We start from the raw sequence: 15,134 nt of genomic DNA on the forward strand, positions 1-15,134 counted from the left end.
GCTATGGATTGGGGTCTTATTCTTACTGTCATGCTGGGCGGATTGGCCGTGCTTTTGCTGATCGGTCTGCCGGTGGCTTTCGCCTTTATCGTTGTCACCACCGTTGGTGCCTATTTCGTGCTGGGGGGCGAACGGGGCATCCTGCAACTTGCGCGCAATGCGACGCAATCGGTGGCGAATTTCCAGCTTGCGCCAATACCTTTGTTCATCCTGATGGGGGAGATCCTGTTTCAGACCGGCGTAGCGCATCGTGCGATCGACGCAATTGAGCGGGTGGTGACACGCATTCCGGGCCGGATGTCGGTGGTGACCATTTTCGGGGGCACGATATTCGCAGCGCTGTCCGGATCGACGATCGCGAATACCGCAATGTTGGGCAGCACGCTTTTGCCGGGCATGTTAAAAAAGGGCTATCACCCGTCCATGGCGATGGGGCCGATTATGGCATCCGGTGCCATTGCGATGTTAATCCCGCCCTCGGCACTGGCAGTGTTGGTCGGTTCACTGGCAGGCATTTCGATTGCCGGTTTGTTGGTCGCCGGCGTGATCCCCGCGCTGTTGCTGGCGTTCCTGTTTGTCGCCTATGTCGTTGGGCGCAGCATGCTGGACCCCTCTGTGGCGCCACCCGACACACTGGAACAAATGACGCTCAGGGAACGCTGGACGCCTTTTGTAATCTACGTTCTGCCGCTGTCAGCGCTTTTTGCAGTGGTGATCGGATCGCTTTTGTTGGGCTTCGCGACCCCCACCGAAAGCGCGGCCTTGGGCAGCCTGACGGCTGTTCTGATCGGGGCCGCCTATCGTTCGCTAAGCTGGGCCAAACTGGGGGCTGCCCTGATGGAAACGCTGAAACTGTCGGTGATGATCCTGTTTATCATCGCGGCCAGTCAGACCTTTGCGCAGGTTCTGTCCTTTTCAGGGGCGACGAACGGGCTGATCAACATGATCAACAGTTTTGAGCCCACGCCGCTTATCGTCTTGCTGGGCATCATCGCGATCCTGTTGTTTCTGGGGTGCTTCATTGATCAGGTGTCGATGCTGATGGTGACCGTGCCGGTGTTTGTGCCCTTGGCTAAAGCGATGGAGATCAACGAGTTGGTCCTGGGTGTCGTCTATCTTTTGACGATGGAAATCGGATTGCTGACGCCGCCCTTTGGTCTTTTGCTCTTTGTGATGCGCGGTGTAGCACCGCCTGACATCCGCATGCGCGACATCTATGCGGCGGTTTCGCCGTTCCTGTTGATCAAGCTATTTGTGCTTGGCCTTATTGTCGTTTTACCGGAACTTGGCACGTGGTTGCCGGGGCTGATGGGACGGTAGATGCGGCGTATCCGAACGGGGTGGTGGCTTGGCCGGGCAGGGGTCAAGCCGCCCCCGGTATTTGGACCCGGCGGCCCCCTTCCTGAAATGCGTCAAGCCCGAGGCACCAGACCGTGCCGGGCCATCTGACTTCCATCTCGCCGAGCCGTGGCCGGTAGACAGCCGTGTAAAGCGTACCAAAACCGGCGCTGAAAGCCGTAGAATAAAGCGGTGGGCGCAGAAACGCACCGATGAATTTGTCCTCTGGATCGCGGTGCAGGGTTAGGCGCTGCAACAGGAACCGTTCGCGTTCAACGGTTGCGGTAAACCGTGCATGGCTGATCCATTCCACGTTTTCCTGATGGTTGGTCGCAACGGCGGCATGGGTAATGATGGCAGGCCGGTCCGGCGCCATCATCGCAGTTAAATAGTTGCGATTAGCGTCCAGCACAGTCACATTATAACTCATGTGGGTCGGTACGCGGGCCAGTACTGCGCCGGCTTCCTCTGCGGTGGTGCAGGTTTGCAAAACATAGCGCAGGATCAGCGGCACACCGAAACCGGTGCCAACAATGCGCCGCCCGCCGAAAGTCAGGGAAATCGCAAGGCCTGCGTCATTCATCCCGTCCACCAGCCCCCACAACCCGTCAGAGGTGCCGACCACGCGCCGCCCCTGCCAGTTGGTGCGCAGCACAAGGCTGTCAAAGGCATTGGCGTTGTAATCGTAATTGCGCACCAGAACCGGTTCTTCGCCGGTCCAGATCGCCTGACTGCACCCCGCAAGATACGGCGGAGGGCAATAAAAGCTAAGGAACCGCGCCGCCTGATCGCCGCCACCGGCAAGCTCGCAGAGCTTGTCATACAGCGGCACAATTTCGGGCATGTGGTCTTCAAGCGCCCGCCGGCTGACCAGATAGCTGGCACGCGCAGAGTCGCCCTCTTTCAGCCACCACCGTTTATAGTCCGGCCAGTATTCGGCGAAAAGCCCGGCCCACTTGGGACCGGGCGTATCTTCGCTGAGGGCGCGCCAGTGCATGGCTCCTCCTTACAGGATCTTGAAGGCGGGATCAGCCAGCACCGGTCCCGCATTAGCCGCAGGCAAGGGTTTGCCTTCTACGGTTTTCTTGATGCCGTGAATCCACTTTTTCGCCCGTTCGTTCAACTGGAAAGATTTCGTCATTGAACGCCCGCGCGTCACCAAAATGCCGATGTCGGCCCCTTCATACCGGTAATCACCCGGTTGCAGGATGCGTAGAAAGAAGGCCTCGTTTTCGGATTCTACAGCACGGCGGTGATAATCAAAACGGTCAAATACAACGCTGCCGTCTTCCAGCATTTTATAGATGCCGGTTTCGGGGGCTTCGGTACAAATATCCACGCTGTCATCGGTATGTTTGATCACCATCTGCGACCAGCTGTCGATATTGGCTGAATCAGCCCAGCGGGCGTTAAGTTCATCAACATCCAACTGGAACTTCTTCTTGGAGAATTCCAGCAGGTGGAACAGGAACAACGGTGCATCCGCATGGGCAAAAGCGGCGTGGTTGGTCATGGACGACGCACCGGTGATGCGGGGGTTGAGTTCGCCAAGCCAGATGTCACCGGTCTTTTTGTCGATCAGAAAGTCCAGTTCAAAGTACCCGCGATACCCTTCCTTGCGCAGCTGTTCCCCGAACTTGAAGGTCAGTTCACGTGCCTTCTGGCGGACCTTGGGCGGAAAGGCGGTAGACAGGATTTCATTGCCACACCAACCACCGCGATAGGGGGTCAGTTCCTTGAAACCGACAAGTTCGGTCATCAGCGGGCCAACAATTGTGCCTTCCTTGGTCGCGCAAGCCTCGATCGCGGAACCGCGACAATCAATGCGTTTCATGATCTTGATCTCGCCTTCGCCGACGATTTCATGCTCGTGGCGGCGGAAGTCTGCTTCGGATTTGATAAAGAACGTCGTGTGCCCTGAATCGCCAAAGGCGGATTGCAGCACCAGATCATGGCCGATGCCGGCCTTTTCGCAGGTTTTCTGCAGGTCTTCGTAGGATTTCACCTCCGCCAACACATTTGGCACGGACGGCACGCCCGCTTTGTTGCCGATGCGCACGGTTTCAATCTTGTTGTCCATTTTGGTGCGCAGTTTGGCCTTCGGGAACCAGACATCCGCGCCCAACTCTTTGGACAGGCGTTCGGTTTCTTCGTCAAACATCAGGAACACAAACTTCGGCTTGCCGCCACGACGCTTGATAAAGTCGATGACTTCCTTGTGCTGCAGCAGGTAATTATTGATGTCTTCAATGGACTGGAACTCCGCATGCGGTTGTTCAGAGGGGCAGAACACGTTCGGGTGTTTGCCGCCGTAACAGTCGATATAGCAGATGTATTTAAAGTTCTTTACCCATTCATCGAGGCCCAAAAGGTTAAAGTTAGTCGCCGAGATGAAGTAAACCGGATCTTCGTTACGGTGAAAAAACCGGCGGATTTCCGAGATATTTTTGAGAACTGTTGGCATGTGTATTCCTTTTCTTATTCGGCGGCAGGTTTAAGTTTTTGCGGGTTTTGCAGACTGTCCAACGCGTCGGCGGTAAAGACACGCAGCCCCAGATCGGCGCGGTAGCCGTGGATTTCACTCACATCCAATGCCCGCATGAAAGACAAGATTTCCTTGCTGACCACTTGTCCGGGGACAAGGATCGGAAAGCCGGGCGGGTAGGGGATGATGAACCCTGCCGAAACGACTTCGTCACCGGCATCCAGCGCCTCTTGCAAGGATCCGTCCAGCTCGAGGTAGTCGCAGTTAGATTCCTTGTAACTTAGATAATAAGCGGTGCGAATATCGCCTTCCGGCGTAATATTGTCGGGTCTGAACGCATCATGAAAGCGGCTGAAGTCTGGCAGCGGCGGATAGTTTTCCGTGAGGTTCTTGACCCGACGGTCAAACGAGCGCCGCTCCATTTGGGATGCATCATCCAGCAGATCGTCCAGTTCATTCGCGATTTCAACCAGCACTTCGATCAGGTAGGCGACCGACGACCGTGTGGTGCCGATGTTGGTCATGAACAGGACCGTATTGCGCGAGGTCTTGTTGATCTGGATGCCGTATTTATCCATCAAAATCTGGGTCTTAAAGGTATCGCCGTCCCAGCCGGTCCCGCCAACCGCAAGCGTGACACGGGTCGCGTCGAGCACAAAATCGTCCTGTTCCCAACAATCCCAGATATCGGTCCAGCCTTGGTCATTGTCGAAATAACTCGACACCCCGCTTTGACGGTGATGTTCGGGGATCATGTCGCCCGCGGTGAGCACCTTGAAATACTTTTGCAGCATCGGGTGACTGCTGATCGCCTTGCGCATCGACATCGCCGCTTCGATCTGGCGCTGCACAAATTCGAACCCTTCCAGTTCGACCTGCCGGCGGCCCACATCCAGCGATGCAATGATCTGATAGTTGGGCGAGGTTGACGTATGCGTCATGTACGCTTCGTGGAAGGACTGTTCGACCTCGCCCTTGAAGTCCTGATCGTTCACATGGATCATCGACCCTTGCCTGAGCGATGTCAGGGTCTTGTGGGTGGATTGCGTCGCATAGACCCTGATCCGCGCGTCGGGGGGGGCGATCAGGCGGGTATTGACCAGCGTCTCGTCCGAGGCACCCTCGAGTTCAAGCTGCTGTAGTTCATAGTCGCGTTTGTGGTCTTCGGTCCGCAGGCGTTTGCGCAGGTTGTTGGCGGTACGCATTCCGGTGCGCTGACGGTACGTGGGGCTGAAGCGCGCAAAGGCAAACCATGCCTCGTCCCACAGGAAAACCAGGTCCGGCTTGATCGCCAGGCATTCCTCCATCACCCGTTCGACGTTATACACCAGCCCGTCAAAGGTGCAGTTGGTCAGCAGCAGCATGCGCACGCGGTCCAGTTTTCCGGCAGCTTTCAGCGCCAGAAGCTGGTGCTTGATTTCCTTGAGCGGCACCGCGCCGTACATCGAATATTCATTCAACGGATAGCTGTCGAGGTACACGACTTCGGCCCCCGCCAATACCATGCCGTAGTGGTGCGATTTGTGACAATCACGGTCCACCAGAACGATGTCACCGGGGCGCACGACGGCCTGAACGACGATCTTGTTACAGGTCGAGGTGCCGTTGGTGGCAAAAAAGGTCTGTTTCGATCCGAACGCACGGCTGGCCAGTTCCTGCGCCTCTTTGATTGGCCCCTGAGGTTCCAGCAGACTGTCCAAACCGCCGGACGTGGCAGAGGTTTCGGCCAGAAAGATGTTCGGCCCGTAAAACGCGCCCATGTCCTGAATCCAGTGCGAGCGCGTAATCGATTTGCCGCGGCTGATCGGCATGGCGTGGAAAACGCCGGTGGGCTGTTTGGAGTATTCGACCAAGGCGGTAAAAAACGGCGTCTTGTTGCGTGCAGCCACCCCGCGCAGGATGTTGAGGTGCAGCTCCATAAAGTCTTCTTGATTATAGAAAACTCGCCGGCAAATTCCCAGATCAAGACCGGCAATATCCTCGACTGAACGTTCGGTGACCAGATAGGCGTCCAGTTCGGGGCGCACGCGGGCAATCAGGCGGCACAACTCGGGGCCATAGTCTTCGGGCAGCATCGTGTTGATGTCGTCGCCGTCACTGGCATTGCGGATGTATTTTGCCAGGATTTCGTTGTCGTTGTTAGATTTCAACACCAGCCCGGGGCGTACAACAATCGCTTGGATGTTGTGGTTGAACAGCACGGCGATCAGCGCGTCCTCCAAGCTGGGCACAACAACCGCTTCGTAATGAAAGGGATCTTCGGGGCGGCGCATGCGGGCGACATTGCTTTTGAGCCAGCGTTCCTGCTGGTCATTCACATTGTCGACGATCAACACCTCGAAATAGGGGCGGGCCATCGCGCGGGCCTCAGGGGACAGCATGGCCTCGTCGTTGTGTTCTTCGTCATCGGAGGTTTCGCGGTCAAGCGGAATGGAACGGCGTCGGTAAGCGCCGGTGGTCAACGCCCGTTTGACGCGGTTGGTGGTAAAAGCCAGATCCTCGTAATTGCCGTGCTCGAACTGGCGGCGCATATGATCAAAGGCCGTCATGCCGGGAAACGCCCAATAGGGTTCGATCAAGGCAAGCGAGGCGAACAGCTCGTCAATCCGCGCTTTCAACGCCGCCGCCTTTTTGGCGTGCGTTTCGCGGCACAGCGACGTCACGCTTTCGCGTAACGCGCTCCACCTGTCAGCTCGCAATTGTGTCGCGGAATAATAGTCGCTGACGGAATCCATCTGTCGTACTCCCTTTGTGAGCCGAAACAGATGGTCCGTAGCTTATGCTACCAATCCTCTGGATCAGCTTCCTGTTGTCTTGCCCATGACGGGCGAAATCCCGATCCCCAGTTTGGGTTCGCGATCATTAATGTCGGCTTCTGCCGTGGCAGGCAGGTCCACATGTAGGCCGGCGCGCGATCCTTGTTGGGGCACTTCCAGCGGGCCCAGCGTATTCAGATAGCTGTCGACACCGCTATTTCGATCATAAACTGAAAAATCTGCCGGGCGGTCGCGGAAGGATTTGAGTACCTGACCCAGACCTTTCATGCCGGTTTCGCGCTGGCGGCGCACCATCGACAGATCAATTTCAATCGGGAACATGTCTTCTTGTCCCTGCGATTGGTGCAGCACCAGCGACGTGGGATCAACGATGCAGGACCGGCCCACACCGCCAGCGCCCAAGCCGTTGACATCAATGACGTAGCACTGGAACTGCGCCGCCGTCGCGCGGGCAATTGCCAGTTCGGCGTCGCGGTCGGTGGTTCCGGTCAACACAGGGTGCAACAGCACCTCGACGCCCTGCGACGTCAGCTGGCGGGTGGTTTCGGGGAACCACATGTCATAGCAGATCGACAGGCCGAAACGGCCGACTTCCGGCACATCGAACACACAGAAATCATCGCCGGGTGCTACGCCTGCTTCATAAGGCAGGAAGGGGAACATCTTGGCGTAACGGCGGATGACGTCACCATCGGGATTAATCACCAGCGAGGTGTTGCGCACCAGACCGTCGTCAGGGCTGGTCAGAAACATCGAACCGGGGATCAGCCAGATTTTATGACGTCGCGCCGCTTCGCAGAACTTGTCGATGATCTCGTTCTCAGGCGGCAGTTTGAATTGCTCGAGCGGACCGAATGGTGCCAGTTCGCTGAACAGGACCATCTGTGTCCAGGGAAAGCGCATCATCAGCACATCTAGGCGCTGCAACATGCCTTCAACATTGGGGTGAAGGGCGTGGACGTACATCTGTACGCCGGCAATAGCGAAAGGGGTCATTTTCCAGAATCTCCGTAAAAGCAGAGGCGTCCCTGAGGGGCCGTCAATATCTCTGCGTTACGCATCCTTTATGCCCTTACGACCGGAACGGAAACAGGTGATCTGCGCCGCGTATCGCCAGCAGTCAAAGCGTGCGGAAATCTGCGCGTCCCGCTCATTTTAAGTGATGCTAGCACCGCGATTGTCCCCCCGTTTCCGTGCCTTTACAAATGGTTGCGAGACGTCGCCCCGCATTGGCAAACTTTTGCCGCGTGACAGTCTGGTGGGCGTGTTTTGACAACAACGCATCCGTCCTCTTTGTGACGGTCAAGCTGCCAGCACCAGAAAGCAGCGGCTTTTAGGAAGCCTGACGACTCAGCGGCGCGCTTGCAACCGGAAACATCAAATTTCCGCAAAAGTGTTTAATATTATTATCAAATCGTAGGTTTTTGCGGAAAATTTCGGTCAAGACACAGGGGTTATCGAGCGAAACAAGATGCACCTGTCGCGAGAATCAGCCCGCGCGCGAGAAAATAGATAAGGTTTTCCAGTGCTTGGCGTTCGCGGTTACGAAGGGGCAGCGAGGTGCATACAAAAAGGGCGGACCAAATCGGCCCGCCCCTTCAACCGCCAATATGGTTTGGCTTATGCGCTTTGTTCGGCAATCGCTGCAGCGAGGGCCGCTTCAAAGATTGTGATCCCTTCTTCGATGATCGCATCGGATGCGGTCAACGGCACCATGATGCGCAGGGCGTTGCCGTGCATGCCACATGACAGCAGGATCAAACCACGTTTCAGCGCATGGGCCACGACCGATTTGGTCAGCTCTGCATCCGGTGTGGCGGTATCAAAGTCGGTCACGAACTCGATGGCCAGCATCGCGCCAAGTCCGCGAATATCCCACATGCGGAAGGGCGCAACCCGCGCGCCGATTTCTGCAAAGCGGGCACGGAATGCTTCGCCCAAAGCGGTCGAACGGGCCAGCAGACCCTCTTCTTCGATGGCTTCGATCGCAGCCAGCGCCGCAGCACAAGCAACAGGGTTGCCGCCATAGGTGCCGCCCAAACCGCCCGGAATGACCGCGTCCATCACGTCGGCACGGCCGATCACACCAGCAATCGGATACCCACCGGCCATGGATTTTGCGACTGTGATCAGGTCTGGCACAACGCCGGAATGTTCAACCGCAAACCACGTGCCGGTCCGGCCAAAGCCCGCCTGAATTTCGTCTGCAATCAACATGATACCGTGCTGGTCACAGATGTCGCGCAGCGCTTGCATCATTTCGAAAGGCACCGGTGTATAGCCGCCTTCGCCCAGAACAGGCTCGATGATGATACAGGCGATCCGCTCGGGCTGTGCATCGGTCAGGAACAGGTTTTGCAGGCCGGTCAATGCGTCCTGAACCGTGATCCCGTCGCGCTGTGACGGGAAAGGCGCGCGGAAGATATCGGACGGGAAGGGGCCGACGTCCTTTTTGTAAGGCGACACTTTGCCGGTCATACCCAGCGTCAACAGCGTGCGGCCGTGATACCCACCGGTAAAGGCGATCACACCGGGGCGACCCGTCGCGGCACGTGCGATTTTAACAGCGTTCTCAACAGCTTCCGCGCCGGTGGTTACCAGCAGCGATTTCTTTGGGTGATCCCCCGGTGCCAGCGCGTTCAGCTTTTCAGCCAGCGCGACATAGGGCTCGTAGGGCACAACCTGAAAGCTGGTGTGTGTATAAAGATCTTCCTGCGCTTTGGCAGCGGCAATCACTTTGGGGTGACGGTGGCCGGTGTTCAGCACCGCGATACCGCCTGCGAAATCAACATAACGGTTGCCTTCAACGTCCCACAGTTCGGCGTTCTCGGCGCGATCGGCAAAGACCGGCGCGGCAGAGGCAACACCGCGTGCAACGGCGGCCTCGCGGCGGGAAACCAGTTCGGCGTTGGTTTTGCCGGTTGTCGCAGTCACGGCAACATCGGGCACCACGGACATCACCGGCTTGGCCTTAGCCTTGGCAGTGGTTTTGCGGGTCTTCTTTTTCACTGTGTTCGACATGGCGATGCTCCTGCGGCAGCTGAACATGATAAACCCAAAGGATGATTCCGATGGGGGCGGTGTTTAAAATTCTCATAGTGCGTTTATTATAGCTGTCAATGCCGAACTGCGTTGCGCAGGCGCTGTGATTTCAGCGTCTTCTGTCAGGCGACCCATTTGGCTTTTGATAAATCCCAAGATGCGTTAGGGGATGGCCAGAACCGACACATCAAGGCCAATGAGGGAACGCGTTGTGAACATTGGGAAAAGATTGCAGGAGCTGCGCAAGGCGCACGGGCTGTCGCAACGCGAGCTTGCGGCGCGGGCCGGTTTGACCAACGGCACGATTTCGCTCATCGAGCAAAACAAGACGAGCCCTTCGGTGGCCTCCCTGAAAAGCCTGCTGGATGCGATTCCCATGAGCATTGCCGAGTTTTTCGCAAATCTGGAGGAAGAACCACAGCCGACCTATTTCTACAAAGCGGATGAATTCATCGAAATCGCGCCGCAATCGGACGGTCCCGCAGTCTCTTTGCGCCAGCTTGGCAATGCCAGCACCCATGCCTTGCAAATCCTTGATGAAACCTACCCGCCGCTGGCCGATACCGGCCCGCAGTCCCTGTCCCATACCGGCGAAGAGGCGGGGATCGTCATTTCGGGCGAAATTGAAATCACCGTCGCAGATCAGGTCAAAGTGTTGAAGACAGGCGAGGGGTATCTTTTTGACAGTCGTTTGCCGCACCGGTTCCGCAACATCAGCGATGCGCCGTGCAAAATCATCAGCGCCTGCACACCGCCAACGTTCTAACGCCGCAGCCCCGCGTCACTTTGGCCAAATTGAACCGATATGCTGTCAATTCCTGCATGATCGGCTAGGTCTAGGCAGGACAGGGGAAAACCATGCTGCTAGAGTTCGATAAGGTTGAGAAATCGTTTCCGACAAGTGAGGGTCCTGTGCCGGTTTTGCGCGGCATCAGTTTCGATCTGGCCACAGGGCAAACGCTTGCGCTTACCGGTGAATCCGGTAGCGGTAAAAGCACGCTTTTGCATGTGGCCGCTGGTTTGGAAGGGTTTGACGGTGGAACGGTCAAGGTCGCGGGTCAGCCGCTTGGGCAGTTAGATGATGCTGCCCGCGCTGCCCTGCGCCGCAATGATATTGCTTTGGTTTTCCAGCAATTTAACTTGATCCCCTCGCTTAGCGTGGCGGCGAACATCGCGTTTCAGGCGCGCCTTGCAGGGCGCGATGACGCGGACCATATCGCAACTGTCAGCGCGGCCTTGGGGTTGTCGGATTATCTGGCCAAATACCCTGAAACCCTTTCTGGTGGTCAACAACAACGCGTCGCCATCGCCCGCGCATTGGCGGCCAAACCGAAGCTTTTGCTGGCGGATGAACCCACCGGCAATCTGGACGAAGGCACAGCCGAAGAGGTGCTGGAACAGATGCTGGATCTTGTCACGCAGACTGGTGCGGGGCTGATGCTGGTCACCCATTCACCCGCCATCGCGGCGCGCATGCAACGCCGGCTGCATTTGAAAAACGGTCTGCTTGCATGATCGGGGTCTGCCTAACGGCGCTTGTGTCCCATTGGCGACGCAACCCGATCCAGCTGTTCGCCTATCTTGCAGGTTTGGCGCTGGCGACCGCCCTTTGGTCCGGCGTGCAGGCCATTAACGCAGAAGCGCGCGCCAGCTATGATAATGCAGCCGCGACTTTGGGCGAGGGGCGATTTGACCAATTGCTGCCACGACAGGGCAACAGGGTCGCGCAAGACCTTTACATCACGCTCAGACGGGCGGGATGGTTGGTTTCGCCTGTGATCGAGGGGCAGATCGATGGCCTGCGCCTTGTCGGCGTTGATCCCGTGACCGCGCCTGGCGGGCTTGGCGGCGTGCAGCCGGAGCGGTTGTTGACGCCGGGTGCCGACGCGACACAGAGGGTGTTTGTGAACCCGCAGACCGCACAGAAGGTGCAGGATGGTCTGCCTGTCACGATTGACACCGGCATCGCACCCGGCCTCGGCATTGCGGATATCGCAAGGGCGCAAGAGTTACTGGGCCGCAACGATCTGTCCCGGCTGATCGTCCTGCCCGATCAGCCGGTTGGCAGACCGGACCTGTCGACCATCGCCCCCGAATTGCGCCTGCAACCGGCGCAGCAAGGGGCGGACATCGGGCAGCTGACCGACAGTTTTCATTTGAACCTGACCGCCTTTGGTTTGCTTAGTTTTGCCGTGGGTCTTTTCATCGTGCACAGCACCATCGGCCTCGCGTTTGAACAGCGGCGCGGGATGGTCCGTACCTTGCGGTCCTTGGGGGTGCCGTTGCGCTTGCTGGTAAAAGTAATCGCGTTTGAAATGATGACACTGGCCGCCATTGGCGCGGCATTGGGGGTTGTCGCGGGCTATCTGATCGCGGCGTTTTTACTGCCCGATGTAGCGGCCACTTTGCGCGGGCTTTATGGCGCAGAGATTTCCGGGACATTGAATATCCGTGCTGAATGGTGGTTGTCGGGTTTGTTGATCGCGCTGCTTGGGACAGCCGCCGCATTGACAGGACGGATCTGGCAGATCAGCCATATGCCGCTGTTGGCCAGCGTGCGGCCGCGTGCTTGGGTCATGGCCTCTGCCGCGCGGTTCCGGTTGCAAACACAGGTCGCGGCGGGGCTGCTGGTCGCCGCGCTGGGCTTGGCGCTTTTTGGTACGGGGTTGATTGCCGGCTTTGCTCTGCTGGCCTGCTTGTTGATTGGCGCGGCCCTTGCCTTGCCACTTGTCGTGTCCTTGGTCCTTTCCCTTTGCGAACGCCGCGCCCGCGCCCCGTTGTGGCAATGGTTCTGGGCCGATACGCGCCAGCAATTGCCGGGGCTTAGCCTCGCGCTGATGGCGCTGCTGCTGGCGGTGTCGGCCAATATCGGCGTGTCGACGATGGTGTCGAGTTTCCGCCTGACCTTTATAGGCTTCCTGGATCAACGGCTTGCGCCGGAGTTGTTTGTGCAGCTTGAAACAGCCGAGGAAAGTGCTGCCTTGCTGTCCTATCTCGATCAACAAAACATTGAAGTCTTGCCGTTGATGTCGGTGCAAATGCGCATCACCGGTCGCCCGACCGAGCTTTACAGCCTGCGCGTCGGTCCGACCTACCGCGAGAATTGGGTTTTTCTGGACGCCATTGAACGCCCATGGAACGCGGTCGAGGCGGGGCAGGGCGTTGTTGTGAACGAACAACTGGCCCGTCGTGCGGGGCTATGGGTTGGCGATGATGTCGAAATCGATGCAGAGCTGACCCTGCCCATCGCCGCAGTTGTCGGGGATTATGGCAATCCGAACGGGCAGGTCGTGATAACGCAATCGCTGTTTGAAAAATTGCAGCCGTCGATGGTGCCGTTGCGGTTTGGCATCCGCAGCGCGGATCCGGCTGCCCTGCGCCAGAAACTGACAACGCAGCTGGGCATCGTGCCCAACGCGATCACCGATCAAGCAGCGATTAAAGCTCTGTCGATGCAGGTGTTTGAGCGGACGTTCACCGTCACCGCCGCGCTGAACGCCTTGACGTTGCTGGTCGCGGGTTTCGCGATTTTGATGAGCCTGCTGACATTGGCCGATCTGCGCGTGCCGCAGCTGGCACCGGTCTGGGCCTTGGGGATGACCCGGCGCAGATTGGGCTGGCTCGAGGTGCTGCGCGCGGTGGCATTGGCCGCGCTGGTGTTCCTTTGTGCCGTGCCTCTTGGGCTCGCGCTTGCCTGGGTTCTGCTTAGCGTGATCAACGTCGATGCCTTTGGCTGGAAACTGCCCATGTTTTTGTTCCCGATGGAATATCTGTCGCTCGGAAGTTACGCGCTGTTCGCCGCCGTGCTGGCGGCCCTTTGGCCGGCTTTGCGCCTGATGCGCAAACCGCCGTCGGATTTGCTCAAGGTTTTTGCCAATGAACGTTAGGGTGATCATTTTTCTTTGCCTGTTTCCCGTTACGCTGTGGGCGCAGGGTTTTTCCGGCCTTGGTGCGGATGTAAACGGGTTCGCCACACCGCAGCCGGATCCGGTTTTTACCTTTCCCGAGGATCATGGCGCGCATCCCGAGTATCGCATCGAATGGTGGTACCTTACGGCCAACCTGCAAGGCGCGGATGGCACGCCTTATGGTTTGCAATGGACGTTGTTTCGTACAGCCCTTGCACCGGGAGAGGACGCCGGCTGGCGCTCGCCGCAGGTATGGTTCGCCCATGCGGCGATCACCACGCCCGACGCCCATTTTGCCACCGAACGTTTCGCCCGTGGCGGGATCGGACAGGCGGGGGTGCGCGTCGCGCCGTTTGAGGCGTGGATTGATGAATGGGCCCTTGAGGGGGCGGATTTCGAGGCAATGACCGTGACGGCAAGTGGCCCTGATTTCGCCTATGACATGACGTTGAGCGCGCAGGGACCATTGGTGTTTCACGGGGCCGATGGTTATTCCGTCAAGTCACAACAAGGGCAGGCGAGTTACTATTATTCGCAACCGTTTTTCGACATCTCCGGCACTCTGAAATTGCCCGAAGGCGATGTGGCGGTGACCGGTTCCGCGTGGCTGGATCGGGAGTGGTCCTCGCAGCCTTTGGGCGAAACCCAAACCGGTTGGGACTGGTTTTCATTGTCATTTGAGGGCGGCGCGAAGTTGATGGGGTTCCAGCTGCGCCAATCTGATGGCGCGGGCTACAGCGCGTCCACATGGATTGCGCCGGACGGCACGACACGCACCATGCCCGCAGGTGCGTTTGTGGCAAAACCGTTGCAGGCTCATAAGGTTGCCGGGCGTGAAGTGCCCGTTGAATGGCAGGTGAGCCTGCCCGAACGCGGGGTCGATGTAACCGTTTCGGCGTTGAACCGGAATGCGTGGATGGCCCTGTCGATCCCATATTGGGAAGGGCCGGTAACGGTTCAAGGCAGCCACAACGGCAAAGGATATCTGGAGATGACAGGTTATGAGTGATCCAAATGATCTAGTCACATTTCTGGACGCGGCGTGGGAGCATCTGGAGCGCGGCGTTGCGCATAGCGCCTCGCCAGCACGCTTTGTGACATTTGCCACGGTGGGGCAAGACGGCGTGCCACAGGCGCGCACGGTGGCCCTGCGCGGCGCGGACCGCGGCGCCGCATCGGTTGAAGTGCATACAGATGTGGAAACAGACAAGGTCGCTGCCCTAAGGCAGATGCCAATGGCGGCCTTGCACATCTGGTTGCCCGAGGCGAATTTGCAAATCCGCCTGACGGCGCGGGTGACGGTTCTGACCGGTTCTCAAGTCGATGAGGCATGGGCGAAAGTACCCGCCGGTTCGCGCGTGTCTTATGGCACCAAACCAACACCCGGCACACCAATCGCTGATGTCTATGCCTACGAAAAACCCGCCGAGCGGAGCCGGTTTGCGGTTCTTAAATGTGAGTTGACGCAGATGGATCTGGTGCATCTGGACGCGCGCCATCGCCGCGCGCTGTTCGAGGCGCAGAATGGTTGGCAGGGGACGTGGGTGGCCCCTTAACGGAGCAAACGAAAGGCCCTCCCGATTG

At 58.1% G+C, this 15,134-nt stretch carries 11 protein-coding genes; 6 read left to right on the plus strand and 5 right to left on the minus strand.

What is annotated here, in order from left to right:
• Positions 1-3 precede the first annotated feature (3 nt).
• Positions 4-1,320: a TRAP transporter large permease gene (locus Z947_RS0110200; RefSeq protein WP_025044207.1), complete on the plus strand. Its 1,317-nt coding sequence runs from the start codon at positions 4-6 to the stop codon at positions 1,318-1,320.
• A 43-nt stretch (positions 1,321-1,363) separates the two neighbouring features.
• Here the strand turns inward: Z947_RS0110200 and Z947_RS0110205 are convergent, their stop codons facing one another.
• From Z947_RS0110205 to gabT, 5 genes are all read right to left on the minus strand, one after another.
• Positions 1,364-2,335, minus strand: coding sequence for a C45 family autoproteolytic acyltransferase/hydrolase (locus Z947_RS0110205; RefSeq protein ID WP_025044208.1), 972 nt, complete (start codon positions 2,333-2,335; stop codon positions 1,364-1,366).
• Between the two features lie 9 nt (positions 2,336-2,344).
• A complete protein-coding gene (locus Z947_RS0110210; RefSeq protein WP_025044209.1) occupies positions 2,345-3,802 on the minus strand; it encodes a biotin carboxylase in 1,458 nt (485 codons plus the stop codon).
• A gap of 14 nt (positions 3,803-3,816) precedes the next feature.
• The gene (locus tag Z947_RS0110215) at positions 3,817-6,558 is read right to left on the minus strand and encodes an aminotransferase class I/II-fold pyridoxal phosphate-dependent enzyme (RefSeq protein ID WP_025044210.1); all 2,742 of its coding nucleotides are present in this window, start codon (positions 6,556-6,558) and stop codon (positions 3,817-3,819) included.
• 63 nt (positions 6,559-6,621) lie between these two features.
• Positions 6,622-7,596 carry a carbon-nitrogen hydrolase family protein gene (locus Z947_RS0110220; protein WP_025044211.1) on the minus strand — a complete coding sequence of 325 codons (975 nt, stop codon included), beginning with the start codon at positions 7,594-7,596 and terminating at the stop codon, positions 6,622-6,624.
• Positions 7,597-8,220: 624 nt separating this feature from the next.
• On the minus strand, positions 8,221-9,621 hold the full coding sequence (gene gabT, locus Z947_RS0110225; protein ID WP_025044212.1) for a 4-aminobutyrate--2-oxoglutarate transaminase: 1,401 nt from the start codon (positions 9,619-9,621) through the stop codon (positions 8,221-8,223).
• Between the two features lie 232 nt (positions 9,622-9,853).
• Between gabT and Z947_RS0110230 the strand changes: the two genes are divergently transcribed.
• The 5 genes from Z947_RS0110230 (at position 9,854) to Z947_RS0110250 (ending at position 15,106) form a co-directional block, all read left to right on the plus strand.
• Complete coding sequence (locus Z947_RS0110230; protein ID WP_025044213.1) at positions 9,854-10,408, plus strand: cupin domain-containing protein; 555 nt, start codon at positions 9,854-9,856, stop codon at positions 10,406-10,408.
• 92 nt (positions 10,409-10,500) lie between these two features.
• A complete protein-coding gene (locus Z947_RS0110235; RefSeq protein WP_025044214.1) occupies positions 10,501-11,157 on the plus strand; it encodes an ABC transporter ATP-binding protein in 657 nt (218 codons plus the stop codon).
• Positions 11,154-13,529: an FtsX-like permease family protein gene (locus Z947_RS0110240; RefSeq protein ID WP_025044215.1), complete on the plus strand. Its 2,376-nt coding sequence runs from the start codon at positions 11,154-11,156 to the stop codon at positions 13,527-13,529. Before Z947_RS0110235 ends, Z947_RS0110240 begins: the two co-directional genes overlap by 4 nt.
• On the plus strand, positions 13,519-14,559 hold the full coding sequence (locus Z947_RS0110245) for a lipocalin-like domain-containing protein (RefSeq protein WP_025044216.1): 1,041 nt from the start codon (positions 13,519-13,521) through the stop codon (positions 14,557-14,559). The genes Z947_RS0110240 and Z947_RS0110245 overlap by 11 nt, the downstream gene beginning before the upstream one ends.
• Complete coding sequence (locus Z947_RS0110250) at positions 14,552-15,106, plus strand: pyridoxamine 5'-phosphate oxidase family protein (RefSeq protein ID WP_025044217.1); 555 nt, start codon at positions 14,552-14,554, stop codon at positions 15,104-15,106. Before Z947_RS0110245 ends, Z947_RS0110250 begins: the two co-directional genes overlap by 8 nt.
• Positions 15,107-15,134: the final 28 nt, after the last annotated feature.

This window comes from Sulfitobacter geojensis (assembly GCF_000622325.1).
Lineage (GTDB): Bacteria > Pseudomonadota > Alphaproteobacteria > Rhodobacterales > Rhodobacteraceae > Sulfitobacter > Sulfitobacter geojensis.